19 protein-coding genes are annotated in these 20,672 nt (G+C 64.7%); 15 read left to right on the top strand and 4 right to left on the bottom strand.

All coding sequences use genetic code 11. The annotated features are described in order from the left end of the window. The first annotated feature begins 19 nt into the window (after positions 1 to 19). The 5 genes from A4C63_RS25940 to A4C63_RS19635 all read left to right on the top strand — a co-directional run bounded on the left by A4C63_RS25940 (position 20) and on the right by A4C63_RS19635 (position 5,871). Complete coding sequence (locus A4C63_RS25940) at positions 20 to 832, top strand: RHS repeat-associated core domain-containing protein (RefSeq protein WP_082888378.1); 813 nt, start codon at positions 20 to 22, stop codon at positions 830 to 832. Positions 833 to 1,009: 177 nt separating this feature from the next. Continuing rightward, entirely contained in the window at positions 1,010 to 2,185 is a 1,176-nt protein-coding gene (locus A4C63_RS19650) for a M20 aminoacylase family protein (protein ID WP_063914164.1), read from the top strand. An 82-nt stretch (positions 2,186 to 2,267) separates the two neighbouring features. Further along, positions 2,268 to 3,578 carry a citrate-proton symporter gene (locus tag A4C63_RS19645; protein WP_063914163.1) on the top strand — a complete coding sequence of 437 codons (1,311 nt, stop codon included), beginning with the start codon at positions 2,268 to 2,270 and terminating at the stop codon, positions 3,576 to 3,578. Continuing rightward, a complete protein-coding gene (locus A4C63_RS19640) occupies positions 3,578 to 5,032 on the top strand; it encodes an amidase (RefSeq protein WP_063914162.1) in 1,455 nt (484 codons plus the stop codon). Before A4C63_RS19645 ends, A4C63_RS19640 begins: the two co-directional genes overlap by 1 nt. 65 nt (positions 5,033 to 5,097) lie before the next feature. Beyond that, complete coding sequence (locus tag A4C63_RS19635; protein ID WP_063914161.1) at positions 5,098 to 5,871, top strand: IclR family transcriptional regulator; 774 nt, start codon at positions 5,098 to 5,100, stop codon at positions 5,869 to 5,871. A 147-nt stretch (positions 5,872 to 6,018) separates the two neighbouring features. Here the strand turns inward: A4C63_RS19635 and A4C63_RS19630 are convergent, their stop codons facing one another. Together A4C63_RS19630 and A4C63_RS19625 are read right to left on the bottom strand one after the other, a co-directional pair. Continuing rightward, a complete protein-coding gene (locus tag A4C63_RS19630; RefSeq protein WP_025339263.1) occupies positions 6,019 to 6,930 on the bottom strand; it encodes a LysR substrate-binding domain-containing protein in 912 nt (303 codons plus the stop codon). Between the two features lie 283 nt (positions 6,931 to 7,213). Continuing rightward, positions 7,214 to 7,870 (bottom strand): HAD family phosphatase, encoded by a 657-nt coding sequence (locus A4C63_RS19625; RefSeq protein ID WP_063914160.1) that lies wholly within the window; start codon positions 7,868 to 7,870, stop codon positions 7,214 to 7,216. A 91-nt stretch (positions 7,871 to 7,961) separates the two neighbouring features. Between A4C63_RS19625 and lexA the strand changes: the two genes are divergently transcribed. From lexA to A4C63_RS19605, 4 genes are read left to right on the top strand one after another with little or no spacing between them, the layout of a single operon-like run. Next, positions 7,962 to 8,579, top strand: a complete 618-nt coding sequence (lexA, locus tag A4C63_RS19620) for a transcriptional repressor LexA (RefSeq protein WP_063914159.1) — start codon at positions 7,962 to 7,964, stop codon at positions 8,577 to 8,579. Then, a complete protein-coding gene (gene imuA, locus A4C63_RS19615) occupies positions 8,579 to 9,199 on the top strand; it encodes a translesion DNA synthesis-associated protein ImuA (protein ID WP_063914158.1) in 621 nt (206 codons plus the stop codon). The genes lexA and imuA overlap by 1 nt, the downstream gene beginning before the upstream one ends. A gap of 6 nt (positions 9,200 to 9,205) precedes the next feature. Further along, entirely contained in the window at positions 9,206 to 10,624 is a 1,419-nt protein-coding gene (locus A4C63_RS19610; RefSeq protein WP_063914157.1) for a DNA polymerase Y family protein, read from the top strand. After that, positions 10,621 to 13,701, top strand: coding sequence for an error-prone DNA polymerase (locus A4C63_RS19605; RefSeq protein WP_063914156.1), 3,081 nt, complete (start codon positions 10,621 to 10,623; stop codon positions 13,699 to 13,701). The genes A4C63_RS19610 and A4C63_RS19605 overlap by 4 nt, the downstream gene beginning before the upstream one ends. A 159-nt stretch (positions 13,702 to 13,860) precedes the next feature. On the opposite strand, the gene A4C63_RS19600 is transcribed toward A4C63_RS19605, so the two are convergent. Both A4C63_RS19600 and A4C63_RS19595 read right to left on the bottom strand, forming a co-directional pair. Beyond that, positions 13,861 to 14,682 (bottom strand): aldo/keto reductase, encoded by an 822-nt coding sequence (locus tag A4C63_RS19600; protein ID WP_063914155.1) that lies wholly within the window; start codon positions 14,680 to 14,682, stop codon positions 13,861 to 13,863. Then, complete coding sequence (locus A4C63_RS19595; protein WP_063914154.1) at positions 14,670 to 15,575, bottom strand: LysR family transcriptional regulator; 906 nt, start codon at positions 15,573 to 15,575, stop codon at positions 14,670 to 14,672. Before A4C63_RS19595 ends, A4C63_RS19600 begins: the two co-directional genes overlap by 13 nt. A 140-nt stretch (positions 15,576 to 15,715) precedes the next feature. Here A4C63_RS19595 and A4C63_RS19590 point away from each other — a divergent pair, with 140 nt between their 5' ends. The 6 genes from A4C63_RS19590 to A4C63_RS19570 all read left to right on the top strand — a co-directional run bounded on the left by A4C63_RS19590 (position 15,716) and on the right by A4C63_RS19570 (position 20,653). Further along, positions 15,716 to 16,414, top strand: a complete 699-nt coding sequence (locus A4C63_RS19590; protein ID WP_063914153.1) for a CoA transferase subunit A — start codon at positions 15,716 to 15,718, stop codon at positions 16,412 to 16,414. 35 nt (positions 16,415 to 16,449) lie between these two features. Next, positions 16,450 to 17,106 carry a CoA transferase subunit B gene (locus tag A4C63_RS19585; RefSeq protein WP_063914152.1) on the top strand — a complete coding sequence of 219 codons (657 nt, stop codon included), beginning with the start codon at positions 16,450 to 16,452 and terminating at the stop codon, positions 17,104 to 17,106. 154 nt (positions 17,107 to 17,260) lie between these two features. After that, a complete protein-coding gene (locus tag A4C63_RS19580) occupies positions 17,261 to 18,679 on the top strand; it encodes a short-chain fatty acid transporter (protein ID WP_063914151.1) in 1,419 nt (472 codons plus the stop codon). A 187-nt stretch (positions 18,680 to 18,866) separates the two neighbouring features. Then, positions 18,867 to 19,409, top strand: a complete 543-nt coding sequence (locus A4C63_RS19575) for a helix-turn-helix domain-containing protein (protein ID WP_063914150.1) — start codon at positions 18,867 to 18,869, stop codon at positions 19,407 to 19,409. 252 nt (positions 19,410 to 19,661) lie between these two features. Beyond that, a complete protein-coding gene (gene eppA / locus A4C63_RS26590; protein WP_172827540.1) occupies positions 19,662 to 19,838 on the top strand; it encodes an EPS-associated small membrane protein EppA in 177 nt (58 codons plus the stop codon). 257 nt (positions 19,839 to 20,095) lie between these two features. Then, positions 20,096 to 20,653: a polysaccharide biosynthesis/export family protein gene (locus A4C63_RS19570; RefSeq protein ID WP_063914149.1), complete on the top strand. Its 558-nt coding sequence runs from the start codon at positions 20,096 to 20,098 to the stop codon at positions 20,651 to 20,653. Positions 20,654 to 20,672 lie beyond the last annotated feature (19 nt).

The raw sequence follows: 20,672 nt of genomic DNA, 5'->3' as shown, positions 1-20,672 counted from the left end.
CAACACGGGAATTTCAAACATGCAGCTTTCGTCTTCACTCGCCATCGACCCGCAATCATCGATCCAGTTAATCAATAACTCCTCAATCCATTCATATACCCCCTATGGTTATCACGTAGCTCGGCACCACTCACTGTTGGCTTTTGCCGGAGAATGTCAGGTGTCATTACCGCGCTGTTACCTGCTGGGTAATGGCAAGCGTGCCTATGGCACGGTGTCGATGCGTTTTCATAGCCCAGACACCCTTAGCCCTTTTGGCCGGGGAGGGCCCAATGCCTACTGCTATTGCAAAGGCGACCCGGTGAACCATGTCGACCGTGATGGGCATTCGCCCACGCGCTTGCTGTGGCAAGGGACGGGGCTAGTCTGGGGAACCGTGGGCATGCTGTCTGCGTTGAATAAGGCGTCCAGAACCATCGTCAAACGATCCGTAGCCAAGGCCAAAGGCATGCCCGTACCCGCCGAGTTTGATGCTTCAAGCCGTACCAACAATGCGCTGGTATTCAATGGTGGATTGGTCGCCACCCTGACGAAAGTGCCTGGTGTGGTGATGGCGTATGCATTTCCAGCGGGTTCACTCACGAGCGAAGCCGCTTCCGCGGTGGGTATTGGGGGCGCTTCTTTTGCAGGGGTGGGTAAGTTGAGGCAGCTGTATTCCGATATGAAAGCAACCTATCAGGAAGCCAGGTTGAACAGGATCCCACTCGGAAAATTGGCAGTGGAATCGATGAAGGAAGCCACCGGGTGGAACCGATTACGGGGCAGGGAATCAGCCATTCTGGAGCCCTTGCCCGAAAAAGTATTGTTGGTGCGTGTTGGGGCGAAAATGTAACGGCGATTTGGCAATCAACGGCAACGGCGGGACTTTGTGTTCCACCGTGTGAAACCAGATTCGATTGTGCTCTCAGCCTCCTCGCGCTTATCTGTCGCCAAGCACGACCTGCCTCACCCGTCGTGACCTCAAGGCGAACAACAAGAACGGGAAACCACCCGCGCGAGGAGACTCTACATGTCCCGACATCAGCACATCCTGGCCTGGCTGAACGATGTGGCTAGCGACCTGCACGCAATCCGTCACGATATCCACGCTCACCCGGAACTGGGTTTCGAAGAAAGCCGCACTTCGGCGCTGGTCGCCCGCCTACTCGAAGAATGGGGCTATGAGGTGCATACCGGTATCGGCAAGACCGGCGTGGTCGGCGTACTGCGCAATGGCAGCAGCCCACGCCGCCTGGGCCTGCGCGCCGACATGGACGCGCTGCCCATCCACGAGGCCACCGGTGCCGCGTACAGCAGCCAGCACCAGGGCTGCATGCACGCCTGCGGCCATGACGGGCATACCACCATGCTGCTGGGCGCCGCGCGCTACCTGGCGGCGACCCGGCAGTTCGACGGCACGCTGACGCTGATCTTCCAGCCGGCCGAGGAGGGCCAGGGTGGCGCCGAGGCGATGCTGGCCGACGGCCTGCTGGAGCGCTTCCCTTGCGATGCCCTGTTTGGCATGCACAACATGCCCGGGCTGCCGGCCGGGCACCTGGGCTTTCGCGAGGGGCCGATGATGGCCTCGCAAGACCTGCTCACGGTGACCCTCGACGGGGTTGGCGGCCATGGCTCGATGCCGCACCTGACCGTCGACCCGCTGGTGGCGGCGGCCAGTGTGGTGATGGCCCTGCAAACCGTGGTGGCGCGCAATATCGATGCGCAGGAGGCGGCCGTGGTTACCGTCGGCGCCTTGCAGGCCGGCGAAGCGGCCAACGTGATCCCGCAGCAGGCGCTGCTGCGCCTGAGCCTGCGCGCGCTGAACGCCGAGGTGAGGGCGCAGACCCTGGAGCGAGTGCGGGCCATTATCGTCAGCCAGGCCGAGAGCTTTGGCTGCCGCGCCACTATCGAACACCGCCCGGCCTACCCGGTGCTGGTCAACCACGCCGCGGAAAACGCCTTCGCCCGGCAGGTGGGAGTGGAGTTGCTGGGTGCCGAGGCAGTGGATGGTAACACCCGCAAGCTGATGGGCAGCGAAGACTTCGCCTGGATGCTGCAACGCTGCCCGGGTGCCTACCTGTTCATCGGCAATGGCGTATCGCGGCCGATGGTGCACAACCCGGCCTACGACTTCAACGACGACATCCTGCTGACCGGCGCCGCCTACTGGGGTGCGCTGGCAGAGCGCTGGCTCGCTCCCGCCTGACCTTTCTTTTTTACGACTGCCGCTGGAACCCGGGCGCGACCGCGCCCGGGCGATCACCCAATCATCGTATGGAGTGTTTCCTATGCAGACTTCGAGCACCGGCGTGTCGCGTACCCGACAAGTGGTCGCCGCCGTCATCGGCAACGCCCTGGAGTGGTATGACTTTATCGTCTACGGCTTTCTGGCCAGCATCATCGCCCGGCAGTTTTTCCCCTCCGACGACGAATACGCCTCGATGCTGATGGCCCTGGCCACCTTCGGCGTCGGCTTTTTCATGCGCCCGGTGGGCGGTGTGCTGCTGGGCATGTATTCCGACCGCAAGGGCCGCAAGGCGGCGATGCAGATGATCATCCGGCTGATGACCGTGTCCATTGCCATGATCGCCTTTGCCCCCGACTACCTGGCCATCGGCATGGCTGCGCCGATGCTGATCGTGGTGGCGCGCATGCTGCAGGGCTTTGCCACCGGCGGTGAGTACGCCAGCGCCACGGCATTTCTGGTGGAGAGCGCGCCAGCCCACCGCAAAGGCCTGTATGGTTCGTGGCAACTGGTGGGGCAGTGCCTGGCGGTGTTCTCCGGGGCGGCGATGGTGGCCCTGGTCACCCACCTGTGCACGCCTGCGGCACTGGACAGCTGGGGCTGGCGTATCCCGTTCGTGCTCGGCCTGCTGATCGGCCCGGTAGGGCTGTGGATTCGAAAGCACATGGAAGAGCCCGAGGAATTCATCGAAGCGCGCCGCCAGGCCAAGGGCCAGTCGCCCAGCCTGTGGCAGGTGCTGCGTGAGCACCGGCGCAGCCTGTTGGTATCGATGGGGCTGGCCTGTGGCGCGACGGTGTCGTTCTACGTGGTGCTGGTGAACATGCCGACCTTCGCCCACAAGAACCTTGGGCTGCCGCTGGACCAGGTGCTGCTGGTGCAGATGCTGGCTGTCGGGCTGATGACTGTGGTGATCCTGCTGTCCGGGGCATTGTCTGACCGGCTGGGGCGGCGCCCGGTGCTGATGGCGTTCACTCTGGCGTTCTTCGTCATGGTTTACCCGTTGTATGTGTGGGTGGCCGCCGCACCATCGCTGGAGCGCCTGCTGGTGATGCAACTGCTGCTGTGCACCGCCATCGGCGGTTTCTTTGGCCCGGCACCTACCGCCTTGGCCGAGCAGTTCCCGGTCGAAGTGCGTTCTACCGGTGTTTCGGTGGCCTATAACGTGGCGGTGATGGTGTTCGGCGGCTTCGCCCCGTTGATCGTCACCTGGCTGAGCAAGGTGCTCGGCACTCCGGTGGCGCCGTCGTTCTACGTGCTGTTCGCCTGCCTGCTGACACTGCTGGGCACCTACTGTCTGAAAGAAGCCCCACGCGCGGGCAAGCTTGCCGCTTTCAACCTTGGAGTGAAACCGTGATGTCGCTAGCCATCGACCCCATCGTTGCCCTCGATGCCGAGGCATTGTCACAGGCCATCCATGCCCGCCAGATGTCTTGCCGTGAGGTGATGCAGGCCTATCTGGTGCATATCGAACGCTTCAACCCGCAGGTCAATGCGCTGGTGTCGCTGCGTCCGGCCGAGGCGCTGCTGGCCGAGGCCGATGAGCGTGACCGCGAGCTGGCCCGTGGCCATTCGCGCGGCTGGATGCATGGCATGCCCCAGGCGATCAAGGACCTGGCCGCTACTGCCGGGCTGCGCACCACCCTGGGCTCGCCGCTGTTCGCCGAGCAGGTACCCGAGCACGACGCGATCAGCGTGGCGCGGGTACGGGCCAGCGGGGCACTGATCGTGGGCAAGAGCAATGTGCCGGAATTCGGCCTTGGTTCGCAGACCTACAACACCCTGTTCGGCACCACCACCAATGCCTACGATCCGGACAAGGTGGCCGGGGGCAGTAGTGGCGGGGCGGCGGCGGCGCTGGCGATGCGCCTGCTGCCGGTCGCCGACGGCAGCGACATGATGGGCTCGCTGCGCAACCCGGCGGCGTTCAACAATGTGTATGGCCTGCGCCCGTCGCAGGGTCGCGTGCCCCATGGGCCGGCGCCGGAACTGTTCGTGCAGCAGCTGGCCACCGAGGGGCCGATGGGCCGCAGCGTGGTGGATGTTGCGCGCCTGTTGTCCACCCAGGCAGGCTTCGATGCGCGGGCGCCGTTGTCGCTGGGCGAGGGCCGGCGCGATTTTGCCGCCGGGTTGCAGCGCGATTTCCGCGGCGTGCGGGTTGGCTGGCTGGGCGACTACGAGGGCTACCTGGCGATGGATGACGGGGTGCTGAGCCTGTGCGAAGCGGCCCTGGCGGACTTCGCCGAACTGGGGTGTCGGGTCGAGGCCTGCCAGCCGGAGTTCGATCTGGCGCGTTTGTGGCGATGCTGGCTGACCCATCGCCACTTCCTGGTGCACGGCAACCTCGGCGCGGCCTACGCCGACCCGGGCAGGCGCGTGCTGCTCAAGCCCGAGGCGCAGTGGGAGGTTGAGGGTGGCCTGCAACTGAGCGCGGCGGCGGTGTACCAGGCTTCAGTGGTCCGCAGTGACTGGTACCGTGCGCTGGGCAAGCTGTTCGAACGTTACGACTTCCTGCTGTTGCCATCGGCCCAGGTGTTCCCTTTCGATGCACGGCAACCTTGGCCAACGGTGGTCGGGGGGCGGGCGATGGACACCTATCACCGCTGGATGGAAGTGGTGATAGGGCCGACCCTGGCCGGCTTGCCGAGCATCAGCGTACCGGTCGGCTTCAACGCTGCAGGGTTGCCCATGGGCCTGCAGATCATCGGCCCGGCCCAGGCCGACCATGCGGTGTTGCAACTGGCCTATGCCCATGAACAGCTCACCCGTTGGGTAGTACGGCGCCCACCCCGGAGCTTGCAAGCGCCATGAAACCGCTGGGCAGGCGCGGATCTTGCTGGCTATCCTGACCATCCAGCTACAGGGAGGTCACACCCATGGGTATCACGGCAGACAGTGGCGGCGTGCGCTCGGTAGAACGGGCGTTGGCCATTGTCGACCTGCTGGGCGAACACCAGGCGTTGGGCCTGGAAGAACTGCATTACCTGACGGCGCTGCCCAAGGCTACGGTGTCGCGCATGCTCGCCACCTTGCAGGAGCAGGGCTGGGTCTACCGCGGCCTCAGCGACCGGCGTTACCGGTTGTGCGCGCGGCGCCTGTTTGGTGATCGCCAGCTGCGCTTCAAGCGGCGCCTGGTGGAAAGCGCCGCGCCAATGTTGCTGGAATTGAGCGAGCGCACCGGGCTGGTGGCCGACCTGTCGTGTTTCGATGGCGAGCGGCTGGAGGTGATGGAAAGCGCCATCCCTCAGGTATTGCGCAAGCGCTACCCGCACACCTGCCAGATCGTCGGGCACCATGCCAGCCTGTTCCACTCGGCGATGGGGCGGGCGTGCCTGGGTGAGTTGGCGGTTGATGAAGTGCAGCGCCTGGCGGCCCATGAGCGGGTGGGCGACGAGACGGTGCTGCGGGATATCGAGGAGGAAGCGAACAAGGGGTTTGGCCAGCGGACCGAAGGGCACTGGGAGTACCCGGTGCGCTTGCCGTTCCTGATCCGCGCAATTGCCTTGCCGGTGCATGCCGAAGGGCGCCTGGCCGGGAGCATTGCCTTGCACTGGCCGTTGGACCAGGCGCCGGTGGAGCGGGTGTTGAACCTGCACCTGAACAGCCTGGCTACAACGGTGGGCGAGGTGCAGCGGGCCTTGGTGGTTTGAGTCAGCCTGTACCGGCCTCTTCGCGGGTAAACCCGCTCCCACAGGGGAAGTGCATTGCCCGAGGCTCGCTCGGTATCTGTGGGAGCGGGTTTACCCGCGAAGAGGCCAGTCCAGCAAACAACAAAAAGAAGCTGTGTCCGAGGCCCCTCAGCGCTCCAGGCTATACATCCGGCACTCCGCCAGCAACGCCAGCAAATTCGGCTCCCGCTCCCGCGCCTTCAGGAACACCACGCCGATATGCTGCTGCAAGCGATATTGCGGCTTCAGGGCAATCAACCGGACCCTGTTTTCGTACACCGCCGCGATACGCCCGGGCAGCAGGGCAAAGCCCACGCCCGAGCTGACCATGCTCAGCAAGGTGAAGATGTCGTTCACCTGCATGGCCACCTTGGGTTCGAAGCCGGCCTGCTGGAACACCCGGGCGCCATCGCGGTGGGTGGCGAAGCCCTGGGTCAGGGTGATGAAGGTGGAGTCGGCCAGGTCGGCCAGGTCCACCTCTGCCTGCTCGGCGAAGGGCGAATCGATGGGCACGGCAAGGAAGATGTCATCGGAGAACAGCGGCAACTGCTCGCAGGCCGGGTCGCTGACGCTTTCGTCGAGCGACACGAGGATGGCCTCCAGCTCGTGGTTCTTCAGGCGCTGCAGCAGGTCGACGTTGGAGCCCAGGGTCAGGTCGATGTTGAGTTCGCTGCGGCGCAGCTTGAGGCCCATGACCAGCTTGGGCACGGTTTTTACCGTTAGCGAGTAGAGCGCGCCCAGGCGGAAGCGCTCGGCGTAGAAGCCGGCGGCTTCGCGGGTCTGGCGGACCATCTGCTCGGCGTCCTGGATCAGCTGGCGGGCTTTCTTTTCCAGCACGTAGGCGCTTTCCAGCGGGATCAGCTGGCGGCCTTCGTGCTTGAACAGCGGGCAGCGCAGTGCGCTTTCCAGCGAGTGGATGGCGCGGTGCACGCTGACGGCGCTGGTGGCCAGCTCGGCGGCGGCGCGGCCGAGGTTGCCGGTGCGCATGAAGGCGAGGAAGGTTTCCAGCTTCTTGAGGGTCAGTTCTTCGTCGATCAGCATGGGGGCCTAGGGTGTACGGCTTGGGGGGTTATGGTGGAGTTGAGATCGAGCGCCGCCCGCGCGGCGCTTCGCAGCACAAGGCTGCTCCTACATCTGTTTCGGGCCAGTAACGCCTGTACCAATGCACGCGATCGCCTTGTTTGTACGGCACGATATCGAGGTGGGCACCAAGGGACCGCGTGCCTTCTTCACAGGAATAATTGGCCCGGAACAAACGGTAGGAGCAGCCTTGTGCTGCGAAGCGCCGCGCGGGCGGCGCTCGATCTCAAATCCAACACATACCTCAAGCCCTACGCCCGATCAACGCCCACAACGCCGGGTCGTTGAAATCATCGATCACCAACCCGGCCCCCGCCGCCAGCAACCGCTCCGGTGTCTGCGTAGTGGCCACGCCCACGGTAAAGATCCCCGCGCCACTCGCTGCCGCCACCCCCGGCAGCGAATCCTCGAAGGCCAGTGCCTGCCCGGCCTCGGCACCCAGCCGCTGCAACCCGGTCAGGTAGGGCAACGGGTCCGGCTTGGCCCGTGCCAGTTCCTCGGCCACCAGCACATGCTCGAAGCGCTGGCCCAGGCCCATGGCGTTCAACATGTGCTCGGCGTTCAGCCGCGGCGCGTTGGTCACCACGCACATGCCGATGCCTCGAGCCCGGGCATGTTCCAGCAGGCGCAAAAGGCCCGGCATCGGCTCCAGAGACGGCGCCATGTCGCGGAACAGCGCTTCCTTGCGGTCAGCGAGCGCCCGGCACTGTTCGGCACTGGCACCGGCAAACAACTCGGCGAACAGCTCGCCGTTGGCGCGGCCGCTGACCTGGGCATCGAACTGCGCCTGGCTCAGTTCGCGGCCGTCATGCTCGCGCAACAGTTGGCGAAAGGCCTGCAGGTGCAAGGTGTCAGTGTCGGTGAGGGTTCCGTCGAGGTCGAACAGCAGGGCAGTCAGCATTGGATATCCAGATCAAAAATCACACGCTTGGGGATGATAGCGAAAGCCGACGACGAAGGGGGCTGTTCAGCGTGCTCCGAAAAGAGTACAAATGTGCTCCATGGACAATCTAACCCCAAAACGCCGCGCCATCTTCGAGTTCATCCGTGAGCGCATTGCCGATCACGGCCAGCCGCCGAGCCTGGCCGATATCGCCACGCGCTTCGGTTTTGCCTCGCGCAGTGTCGCGCGCAAGCACATCACCGCCCTGTGTCAGGCCGGCTACATCGACGTCACGCCGAACCAGGCGCGGGGCATACGCCTGGCCGAACGGCTGCGCCGCCCGGAAATCCTCGAAGTGCCAGTGCTCGGCCAGGTGGCGGCAGGCGCCCCCATCGGCCCGGACCTCGACATTCACGAGCAGTTGCTGCTCGACCCCAGCCTGTTCCGCCGTACCCCCGACTACCTGCTGAAGGTGCGTGGCGACTCGATGATCGACGACGGCATTTTCGACGGCGACCTGGTCGGCATCCTCCAGCAGGCCGACGCCCGCGATGGCCAGATCGTGGTCGCGCGTCTGGACGGCGAGGTGACCATCAAGCGCCTGCAACGCCAGGGCGGCGGTTACCGGCTGTTGCCACGCAACCCGGCCTATGCGCCCATCGATGTGCGGCCCGAACAGGAGTTCTTCATCGAAGGCGTGTTCTGCGGCTTGCTGAGGCGTGACTGATGGGCGCGGTGGTCGACCTCGACAGGCTGCTCGACCAGCGCCGGGTATGGCGCGGCCGGCAGGCCCAGGCGCGGCCACTCGGCCTGCAGCCCACGGGCCATGTTGCCCTTGACCAGTGCCTGCCGGAAGGCGGTTGGCCGGCGTCTGCGCTCAGCGAACTGTTGCTGGCCAGCCCCGGCTGTGGCGAATTGCAGCTGCTGTGGCCAACCCTGGCCCGTTTGAGTGCCGAGGCCAGCCGAATCGTACTGGTGGCACCGCCATTCATTCCTTACGCCCCGGCCTGGCAGGCCGCGGGGGTGGACCTGCGCTGGCTGGTACAGGTGGCCGCCGAACCTGCAGATGCCCTGTGGGCTGCCGAGCAGTGCCTGCGTTCCGGCAGTTGCGCGGCGGTGCTGTGCTGGCCGGAGCGTGCCGATGATCGCGCCCTGCGGCGCTTGCAGGTGGCTGCCGAAACCGGCCAGGCGCTGGCCTTCGCCTGCAGGCCGCAACAGGCGGCGCATAACCCTTCACCTGCAGCGCTGCGCATTGCCATCGACACCCGTCCGGCACAATGGCGCGTGCTGAAAAGCCGTGGCGGCATGCCACCGGCGCTGCCCATCGCCTGCCCGGGGCGGGGCTGATGCAGCATGCTCTGGGCCTGCATCCTGTTCCCTCAGCTGGCGCTGGACACGGTCCTGCGTGAGCGTGACGACCCCGATACACCTCTGGTGCTGCTTGGCGGGCCGACCCAGCGACGCGTACTGCAGGCGGTCAACCCGGCGGCAGCCGCGCTCGGCCTGCGGGCCGGGCAAACCCTGACGGCGGCACGTGCACTGGCCGATGGCTTCAGCTGCGTCGAAGCCGACCCCAGGCGCATCGACCAGGTGCAGCAGTTGCTGGCGGCCTGGGCCTACCGCTTCAGCGCCCAGGTCAGCCTGCACTACCCACGGGCGCTGTTGCTGGAGGTGGGCTCCAGCCTGCAGCTGTTCGGCCCCTGGCCGCTGTTCGAGGCACGCCTGCGCCAGGAGCTGGCGGAACTGGGCTTGCGCCAACGCATCGTCCTGGCCAGCAACCCGGTGGCGGCGCGCATGCTCGCCAACGGCCACGATGGCCTGGCCGTGAGCGATGCCGACGCCACCCGCGCGGCGCTGCTGGGCATGCCCATCGAGCGTATCGGCTTGCCTGCGCAGGCTGCCGAAGCCTTTGCCCGCATGGGGCTGCGCCAGTTGAGCCAGGTGCTGGCCTTGCCCCGCGACAGCCTGGCCAGGCGCTTTCCGGCCCAGGTGCAACTGCACCTTGACCAGCTGCTCGGCCTGCGCAACCTGGGGTTGGACTTCTACCAGCCACCGGACCGTTTCGAGACCCGGCTGGAGCTGAACTTCGACGTCGAATCACACCAGGCCCTGCTGTTCCCGCTGCGACGCATGCTCAACGACCTTGCCGCGTTCCTCGCCGGGCGTGACTGTGGCGTGCAGCGTTTCTGCCTGCACCTGGAGCACGCCGAAGGGCCGGATACCTTGCTGAAGGTGGGCCTGCTGGCCGCCGAACGCGATGCCGCGATGCTGTTCGAACTGGCGCGCGGGCGCCTGGAGCCGCTGCGCATTCCCGCACCGGTGCGCAACCTGCGGTTGGTTGCCGAAGACCTGCCACCCTTTGTGCCGCAACACCAGGCATTGTTCGACCCGCGTGCGCAACAGGCGCAACCTTGGGAACAATTGCGCGAACGGTTGCGTGCCCGCTTGGGGGATGAGGCGGTCAAGGGGCTGAGCGCGGCAGCCGATCATCGCCCTGAATGCGCTTGGCAAGCGGTAGAGCAGGGTGCCCGGGGCAACATGCCGGTGGTCCCTGGCAGCCGCCCTGGCTGGCTGTTGTCGGCCCCCGTGGCGCTGGACGAAGCCGGCTACCGCGTGCAAGGCCATGCCGAGCGCATCGAGTCGGGCTGGTGGGATGGCGGCGATGTACGCCGCGACTATTACCGCATCGAAACCCGTGACGGCCTGCGCGGTTGGGCCTACCGCGACCTGAGCAAGGCCGGCCCGTTGTGGCTGCAGGGCTGGTTCGCATGAACACCCCGGGTTATGCCGAGTTGCATTGCCTGTCCAACTTCAGTTTCCAGCGCGGTGCGTCGAGTGCCGACGAGCTGTTCCGGCGCGCGCGTGAACAGGGCTATCAGGCGCTGGCGATCACTGACGAATGCACCCTGGCCGGCATCGTCCGTGCCTGGCAGGCGGCGAAGGAACACCAGCTGCGGCTGATCGTGGGCAGTGAAGTGCAGTTGCAGGACGGCCCCAGGCTGGTGCTGCTGGTGCAGGACCTGGCCGGCTACCAGAACCTGTGCGCGCTGATCACCCGGGCCAGGCGGCGGGCGCAGAAGGGCGAGTACCAACTGTTTCGCGACGACCTGCAGCAGCACCATCAGGGCCTGCTGGCATTGTGGGTCGCCGATGACTGCGGCGATGCCAGCCCCGGGCAGTGGCTGCACGGCGTGTTCGGCGAGCGCCTGTGGCTGGCCGTGCACCTGCACCGCGGCAGTGACGATACATTGCGCCTTGAACGCTTGCGCGGCTTGGCGGCCAGGGTCGGCATCCGCGCCGTGGCCTGTGGCGATGTGCACATGCACGTGCGTGGTCGCCGCGCCTTGCAGGATTGCATGACCGCCATTCGCCAACATTGCCAGGTGGCCGAGGCCGGGCGCTTCCTGTTTGCCAATGGCGAGCGGCACCTGCGCAGCCAGGCGCAACTGGGCGAACTCTATCCCGCCGACCTGCTGGCCGAGACCCTGGCCATCGCTGCGCGCTGCCAGTTCGAACTGAGCGAGTTGAAATACCAGTACCCACGCGAACTGGTGCCCCAGGGGCATACCCCGGCGAGCTGGTTGCGTGAATTGTGCCAGCAGGGTTTGCCGTTGCGCTGGCCTGGCGGGCCGAGCAGCAAGGTGCGGGAGGTACTGGCCAAGGAGCTGGCGCTGATCGAGGAGCTGGGCTACGAAAGCTACTTCCTGACGGTGCACGACATCGTCGCCTTCGCCCGCAGCCAGCGCATTCTGTGCCAGGGCCGGGGTTCGGCTGCCAACTCGGTGGTGTGCTTCGTGCTGGGCATCACCGAGCTCGACCCCATGAAACATCACCTGTTGTTCGAGCGCTTTCTGTCGCGCGAGCGCAACGAGCCGCCGGACATCGACGTGGACTTCGAGCACGACCGGCGCGAGGAGGTGATCCAGTATGTGTTCCGTCGCTATGGTCGGCACCGGGCGGCGCTCACTGCGGTGGTCAACACCTACCATGCTGCCGGTGCGGTGCGGGATGTGGCACGGGTGCTGGGGCTGCCCGCCGACCAGGTGGATGCCCTGGCCAAATGCTGTGGCCGCTGGAGCGATCGCATACCCGATGATCAGCGCCTGGCCGAGGCCGGTTTCGAGGCGGACAGCCCTTCGCTGCGGCGGGTGCTGGTGCTGGCCGGCGAACTGATCGGCTTCCCCCGGCACCTGTCACAGCACCCGGGCGGCTTCGTTATCTCGCAGCAACCCCTGGACGAGTTGGTGCCGGTGGAGAATGCCGCGATGCCGGAGCGCACGGTGATCCAGTGGGACAAGGACGACCTGGACATGGTTGGCCTGCTCAAGGTCGACGTGCTGGCGCTGGGCATGCTCAGTGCCCTGCGCCGTTGCTTCGACCTGCTGCAACACCACCGTGGCCGGCACCTGACCCTGGCGACCATCCCCGGCGAAGACCCGGCCACCTACGCCATGATCAGCCGTGCCGAGACCATGGGCGTGTTCCAGATCGAGTCACGCGCGCAAATGGCCATGCTGCCGCGGCTGCGGCCCGAAAAGTTCTACGACCTGGTCATCGAGGTAGCCATCGTCCGCCCCGGGCCGATCCAGGGCGACATGGTCCACCCTTACCTGCGCCGGCGCCTGAAGCAGGAACCGGTGACGTACCCCTCGCCGCAACTGAAGGCAGTGTTCGAGCGTACCCTGGGCGTGCCGCTGTTCCAGGAGCAGGTGATGGAGCTGGCGATGGTCGCGGCCGACTACACCCCGGGCGAGGCCGACCAGTTGCGCCGCAGCATGGCCGCCTGGAAGCGCCACGGCGGCCTGGAGCCACACCGCGAGCGGCTGGTGCAGGGCATGTTGCGCAATGGTTACGAGCTGGCGTTTGCCGAGCGCATCTTCGAGCAGATCAAGGGCTTTGGCAGCTATGGTTTCCCGGAGTCGCACGCGGCCAGCTTTGCCTTGTTGTGCTACGCCAGCAGCTGGCTCAAGTGCCATGAACCGGCGATTTTCACCTGCGCGCTGGTCAACAGCTGGCCCATGGGCTTCTACAGCCCCGACCAGTTGCTGCAAGAGGCCCGGCGCCAGGGCATCGAGGTAAGGCCAGTGGATGTTTGCCACAGTGACTGGGACTGCACGCTTGAGCCTGAACCTGGAGGGGCCCTGGCCATTCGCATGGGCATGCGCCTGGTGCGCGGTCTTGCCGAGGCCGATGCCAGGCGCCTGGCGCAGGCCAGGGCGCAACGGCCATGGCGCGATGTGGAAGACCTGTGCCTGCGTGGCGGGCTCGACTCGCGTGCCCGCGCCCACCTGGCCGATGCCGGCGCGCTGCGCGCCTTGGCCAGCGATCGGCACCAGGCGCGCTGGCAGGTGGCGGCGGTGCAGCCGCAACTGCCTTTGTTCGTCGATGTGGAAGCCTTGCCGGAAAGCACCGTTGTACTGCCTGTCCCCAGCGTCGCGGAGGACCTGATGGCCGATTACCAGACCCTGGGTACCACGCTTGGGCCGCATCCCTTGACCTTGTTGCGCCCACGCCTGCGGGCGCTGGGCTGTCGCAGTTCGCACGAACTGCAAGGTGTCGGGCATGGCGACCACATTGCCGTGGCCGGGCTGGTGGTGGGCCGCCAGCGGCCACAGACCGCCAGTGGTGTGACCTTCGTCACCCTGGAGGACGAGCACGGTATGGTCAATGTGGTGGTATGGCGGGAGCTTGCCGAACGGCAGCGGCGGGCGCTGGTGGGGTCGCAGTTGCTCAAGGTCAGCGGGCGGCTGGAGCAGGAGAATGGCGTGCGCCACCTGATCGCGCGGCGGCTGGAGGATGTGAGCCCGCTGTTGCAAGGGCTGGATGTGCGCAGCCGGGATTTCCATTAATCCCCGGCGCCTCACGCAAAATCCTGTTTTTTGCGCGGTCCCTGTGGGAGCGGCTTTAGCCGCGAACACCGGCGCAGCCGGTGCCATGCAGCGCGTTGGATTCTTCGCGGCTAAAGCCGCTCCCACAGGGTACCAGAATTGCTTGCGAGTTCAGTTCTGTCACACCATCGCCAACCGCTGCTTGCGTGTCGGTGCCGGGAACGCCCGGTCGATCGCCCGCAGGTCTTCGCTGGTCAGGCTCAGCGTACCCGCAGCCGCATTCAGCCGCACATGCTCGGGCGCCACGGCCTTGGGGATGGCTATCACCCCGTCATCCCGGGTCACCCAGGCCAGGCTGACCTGGGCCGCTGTGGCGCCATGGCGCTCGGCGATTTCCGCCAGCACCGGGTGCTGCAACAGGCGCCCGGCCTGGGCCAGCGGGCAGTAGGCCATGGTCGGCAGCGCGCGCTTTTCGCACCACGGCAACAGGTCGAACTCGATGCCACGTTGGGCCGGGTTGTACAGCACCTGGTTGGTGGCGCAATCGGGGTTGTGCAGCTCGCGCAGGTCGTCGACGTCGAAATTGGAAACACCCCAGCGCTTGATCTTGCCTTGCTCGCGCAAGCGCTCGAAGGCGTCGACGGTTTCCTCCAGTGGGTGCTGGCCACGCCAGTGCAGCAGGTACAGGTCGATGCAGTCGGTGCCCAGGCGGGTCAGGCTGCGCTCGCAGGCGGCTGCCATGCCGTGCCGGCTGGCATTGTGCGGGTACACCTTGCTGACCAGGAACACCTGGTCGCGGCGCCCGGCAATGGCCTGGCCAACGATTTCTTCCGCGCCACCTTCGGCATACATCTCGGCGGTATCGATCAAGCTCAGGCCAAGTTCGATGCCTTGTTGCAGGGCCGCCACCTCGGCAGCCTTGCGGGCCGGGTCTTCACCCATGTACCAGGTGCCCTGGCCGATGGCCGGAACGCTCGAACCTGCCAGTTTCACGTAACGCATGTCACCTCCGGGATCCGGGTATTGGAAAGCAGCACCTCGAGCAGCGCTTGCGCCGCCGTGGAAAGCTTGTGTTCGCTGAGGGCAATCACGCCGATGCGGCGCTCGACCGTGGGCTCGACCAGGGTTACGCAGCGGGCACCAAGCTCCTGCATCTGGTTGATGCACAGCGCCGGTACGGCACTGACCCCCAGGCCACTGGCGACCATGCGGCCGATGGTCGACAGCTGGTGGCTCTCGAAAGCCACCGCCAGCTTGCCGTGGTGGGCGGCCACGTTCTGCTCCATCAGCAGGCGCACCGCCGAAGGGCGTTGCAGGGCCACGAAGTCTTCGGCCAGCAATTGTGCCCAGCTGACCTGGGGTAGCTGCGCCAAGGGCGAATCGGCGGGCACCACGGCGACAAACCGGTCCATGTACAACGGGTGGAAATCCAGGCCATCGATGTTGTCCGGTTCGAAGCCGATGCCCAGTTCGACGCGGCGATGGCGTACCAGCTCCAGCACCTGTTCGTTGATCACATCGTGCACGGTGACGTTGACCTTCGGGTAGCGCTGGCGAAATACCTTGAGCGAGTGGGGCAGCAGGTTGCCGGCAAAGGCCGGCATGGCCGCCACCGAAACCCGGCCCAGTTGCAGGGTGAAACGCTGGCGCAGCATCTCTTCGGTGTCGTCCCAGTCGGCCAGCAGGCGCCGCGCCAGCGGCAGCAGCACCTCGCCCTCGGCAGTCAGGCTGACGCTGCGCGTGGTGCGGCTGAGCAGGGCGCCGCCAAGGTTCTCTTCCAGGGCCTTGATGGTCAGGCTCAGGGCCGGTTGCGAAACATGCAGGTGTTCACCGGCCTGGGCAAAGCTCTGGTACTTGGCCACGGTGACAAAGGCGCGCAGTTGCTTGACGTTCATGACAGGCCTGTTGGTTGTTTTGCAAAGTTTATCAATCGATGATGAAAACAAAATTAACAAATCAGTCGCTTGCGGTGAAGATGTCCCCACACGCTCACCGACAGCCTCGTCGGTTCAACAACTACAAAAGGCGGATCAGCATGGCCGGACTGGACAAGCGCGTTGCAACCTATGAACAGGCCCTCGAAGGCCTGACCGACAACATGACGGTACTGGCTGGTGGTTTCGGCCTGTGCGGCATCCCGGAAAACCTTATCAGCGAAATCAAGCGCCGTGGCGTCAAGGGCCTGACCGTGGTCTCCAACAACTGCGGTGTCGATGGCTTTGGCCTGGGCGTGCTGCTGGAAGACCGGCAGATCCGCAAGATGGTCGCCTCCTACGTGGGCGAGAACGCCGAGTTCGAACGCCAGCTGCTGAGCGGCGAGCTGGAAGTGGAACTGACCCCGCAGGGCACCCTGGCCGAAAAAATGCGCGCCGGTGGCGCCGGTATCCCGGCCTTCTACACTGCCACCGGTTACGGCACCCCGGTTGCCGACGGCAAGGAGGTGCGCGAGTTCAACGGCCGCAAGTTCATCCTCGAAGAATCCATCACCGGCGACTTCGCCATCGTCAAGGGCTGGAAGGCCGACCACTACGGCAACGTGGTGTACCGCAACACCGCGCAAAACTTCAACCCGCTGGCGGCCACCGCCGGCAAGATCACCGTGGTCGAAGTGGAAGAGATCGTCGAACCCGGCGTGCTGTTGCCCAGCGAGATCCACACCCCGGGCATCTACGTGGACCGCGTCATCGTCGGCACCTTCGAAAAACGTATCGAAAAGCGCACCGTCAAGGCCTGAGCGCCATCCACCAGAACAACAAAGAGATCCTGACCATGGCACTGACCCGCGAACAGATGGCGCAACGCGTCGCCCGTGAACTGAAGGACGGCTACTACGTCAACCTGGGGATCGGCATTCCGACCCTGGTGGCCAACTACGTACCCGCCGACATGGATGTGATGCTGCAGTCGGAAAACGGCCTGCTCGGCATGGGCGAATTTCCCACCGAAGGCACCATCGATGCCGACATGATCAACGCCGGCAAGCAGACCGTCACCGCCCGCCGCGGTGCCTCGATCTTCGATTCGGCACAGTCGTTCGCCATGATCCGTGGCGGCCACGTAGACCTGACCGTGCTTGGCGCTTTCGAAGTGGATGTGCAAGGCAACATCGCCTCGTGGATGATTCCGGGCAAGCTGGTGAAGGGTATGGGCGGCGCCATGGACCTGGTGGCCGGTGCCGAGAACATCATCGTCACCATGACCCATGCCTCCAAGGACGGCGAGTCCAAGCTGCTGCCGCAGTGCAGCCTGCCGCTGACCGGTGCCGGCTGCATCCGCAAGGTGCTGACCGACCTGGCCTACCTGGAAATCCAAGACGGCGCCTTCATCCTGCGCGAGACCGCGCCCGGGGTGAGCGTTGAAGAAATCATCGAGAAAACCGCCGGCAAGCTGATCGTGCCGGATGATGTCAAGGAAATGACCTTCTAACGCATCATGCGATCCTACCCTGTGGGAGCGGGCGTGCCCGCGAATGCTGCGGTGAATTTACCGACGCATTCGCGGGCACGCCCGCTCCCACAGGTTTTTTGCGTTGTCTGGCAGTATTGCTTCACCTCATAAAACCAATAAAAGGAATTGAACCGTGGCCGCTGAAATCCAAGACAGCCGCTCCGCCCGCTTTGCCTTGCGCTGCTCCAACTGGGCCGAACGCTGGTTCCCTGATTCCTGGGTGTTTGCCGCCCTGGCGGTGATGCTGGTGGGCATCGGTGCCCTGGCCATGGGCGCCAAGCCGACCGACACCGCCAAGGCCTTTGGCGATGGCTTCTGGAGCCTGATCCCGTTCACCATGCAGATGGCCTTCGTGGTCATCGGTGGCTATGTGGTAGCCAGCTCGCCCCCCGCCGCGCGGCTGATCGACCGCCTGGCGCGCATCCCTGGCAATGGCCGTTCGGCGGTGTGCTGGGTGGCGCTGATCTCGATGCTGGCGTCGCTGCTCAACTGGGGCCTGTCGCTGGTGTTCGGTGGCCTGCTGGTGCGCGCCCTGGCCCGGCGCACCGAACTGAAGATGGACTACCGCGCCGCCGGTGCCGCCGCCTATCTGGGCCTGGGCGCCGTGTGGGCATTGGGCCTGTCTTCGTCGGCGGCGCAACTGCAGGCCAACCCGGCCAGCCTGCCACCGTCGATCCTGTCGATTACCGGGGTGATCCCGTTCACCGAAACCATCTTCCTTTGGCAGTCCGGTGTGATGTTGGCGGCGTTGGTGGTGGTCTCGCTGGTCATCGCCTACGCCACGGCCCCGGGCCCGAACAGCGCGCGTAGCGCCCAGGACTGCGGGGTCGACCCCAGCTTCACAGCGCCACCGGCACCCCAGCGCACCCGCCCGGGCGAGTGGCTGGAACACAGCCCGATCCTGATCCTCATGCTGGTGGCCCTGGCCGCCGGCTGGCTGTACCAGGAGTTCGCCACCAAGCCGGCGATTACCGCCATTTCCGGGCTGAACACCTACAACCTGTTGTTCATCATGCTCGGTGCCTTGCTGCACTGGCGCCCGCGCAGCTTCCTCGATGCAGTGGCGCGCGCGGTTCCGACTACCACGGGTGTGCTTATCCAGTTTCCGCTGTATGGCTCGATCGCTGCCATCCTCACTCAGGTGAAGGGCGTCGACGAGCAGACCCTGGCCCATCACATTTCGCTGTTCTTCACCCAGATCGCCACTCATGACACCTATGCCGTGCTGATGGGCGTGTATTCGGCGGTGCTGGGCTTCTTCATCCCTTCGGGTGGTGGCAAGTGGATCATCGAGGCGCCTTACGTGATGCTGGTGGCCAATGACCTGCAGTACCACCTGGGCTGGGCGGTGCAGATCTACAACGCCGCCGAAGCCTTGCCGAACCTGATCAACCCGTTCTACATGCTGCCGCTGCTGGGTGTGCTGGGGCTCAAGGCACGCGACCTGATCGGCTTCTCGTTCGTGCAGTTGCTGGTGCACGTGCCACTGGTGCTGGTGTTGCTGTGGGCATTGGGTACGACGTTGCAGTACCTGCCGCCAGTGATGCCGTAAAGTCGGGGGCCGCTGCGCGGCCCATCGCCGGTACGCCAGCTACCACCTCGATTGCATTGGCCTCAAGCCAGGTGCAATGCCTGTGGGAGCCTGGCTTGTCGGCGATGGGCTGCACAGCAGCCCCAGCATTTCCCTGACAGTCCACGTATGATGGCCAGGCTGCCTTCGCCTGGGAAACCCGCGTCACATGTCTATCCGATTGAAACTGCTGCGAAAGAAACTGGGGATGACCCTGGAACTGCTGGCCGACAAGACCGGCATGACCAAAAGCTACCTGTCCAAGGTCGAACGCGGCCTGAACACCCCCTCGATCGCCGCCGCGCTGAAGCTGGCGCGGGCACTGAATGTCAATGTCGAAGAACTGTTCGCTGAAGAGCAGGCCGGGCAGAGCCGCTACAGCCTGGTGCGCCATGGCGAGCGCCAGGCCCTGGTGGGTGACGGGGCAGGGCCAGGGTACGCGGCCCTCACCAGCCAGGTCGGCCAGCGCAGCCTGCTGCCGTTCCTGATCCAGCCGCCGTCCGAGTTCAGCGACCCCACGTTCAAGGAACACCTGGGCGAAGAATTCCTGTTCGTCCACGCCGGCCAGGTGGAAGTGGACTTCATGAGCGAGCGGGTGCTGCTGGAGCAAGGCGATGCCCTGCATTTCAATGCCCAGACACCACACCGGCTAAGATCGGTGGGGCCGCTGCCGGCGCAGTTGCTGGTCGTGGTACACCACGCTGACGAGTAATACGACGGGGGCCGCGTGCCCCACGGTTACTGCCTATCCCAGCAATGAAACGCTGACGCCATGGCTGGCAGCGCTTCCATGCTCGACTGGCATGTCGATATTTTGACGATATCGTTCATTGCCCATTGAATTTTATTATAGTGTCGAATCATTGACGCAATGTCATTGTGCCCTAAGCTCAATTCAACAGCGCAACAACTCCCGAATACTGCGCCAACAAATAGTTGATTTTCCTCTATAAAGGAGGGACGTATGCGCACGGCTCTGATTATCAAATCGATGTCTTTGCTGGTGCTGATAAGTGGTGCGGCGCGGGCGGCGGATGCGTATTTCAATCAGAACAGTATCATCCCTGTTTCAACTGCAGGGTGGTTCTTTGCATTTGCTGTCGTTGGCTTCGTGATAGTCGCCAACAGTAGAAAGATCTGAGTCCGCCAGCCTGAGTTTTACCCTTGATGCCAGCGGCCCGGGGCTTGGCTTGTCAATTCCCCAACCGTTGCTATATTGCCAGTAGCCTGTGTAGGTCCACGGTTGCAGGCAGCACAGCCAGGCTGCACAGCGTCAAGGTAAGGCCTCCAGGAAAATCGAGGCCATCGTGGCGGGCGTATGCCGCGAAGCGGAGCGAGAGTTGGTGTGCTGTTCTCATTCAGTGCTCTTTGCCGGGCCTTTTGGCCGGAGGGACCCTCATGGTGCGTTCAATGTTTGCCGCGTTCTGCATGCTGATGGTGTGGTCCGGTGCCGGTAGCGCCGACCCCAACAGTGCCGCCTACCTGCTCAGCCCCGGCGATGTGGTGATGGTTTCGGTATGGCAGGAAGAGAGCCTGCGCCAGGAAGCCACCGTACTTCCCGATGGCAGTATCACTTTCCCCTTGGCCGGGCGCATCGATGTTGCCGGGCTGGATGTAACGGCAGTTGAAAAACAAGTGGCTGCCAAGCTCGAAAAATTCCTCCCCGACCCGAACGTCAGCGTTGTCGTCAAGAGCATCGCCGGCAACCTGGTCTATGTACAAGGCAAAGTGATCAAGCCCGGGCCGGTACAAATGGCGGGCCCTACCGCAGTGCTGCAGGCCCTGAGCATGTCGGGCGGCCTGGACAAGTTTGCCGACGAAAGCGAAATCAAAGTTGTCCGCGGTACCGGCGCTTCCCAAAAAATCCTGCCCGTGCGATATAGAGACCTGGTGTCTGGCCGGGATATGTCCACCAACATCCAACTTCAGGCTGGCGATACGCTGGTCGTTCCTTGATCTTGCCTTTAATAAGAAC

This window comes from Pseudomonas sp. p21 (assembly GCF_001642705.1).
Classification (GTDB): domain Bacteria; phylum Pseudomonadota; class Gammaproteobacteria; order Pseudomonadales; family Pseudomonadaceae; genus Aquipseudomonas.
This window is presented reverse-complemented; position numbering and strand designations above follow the sequence as displayed.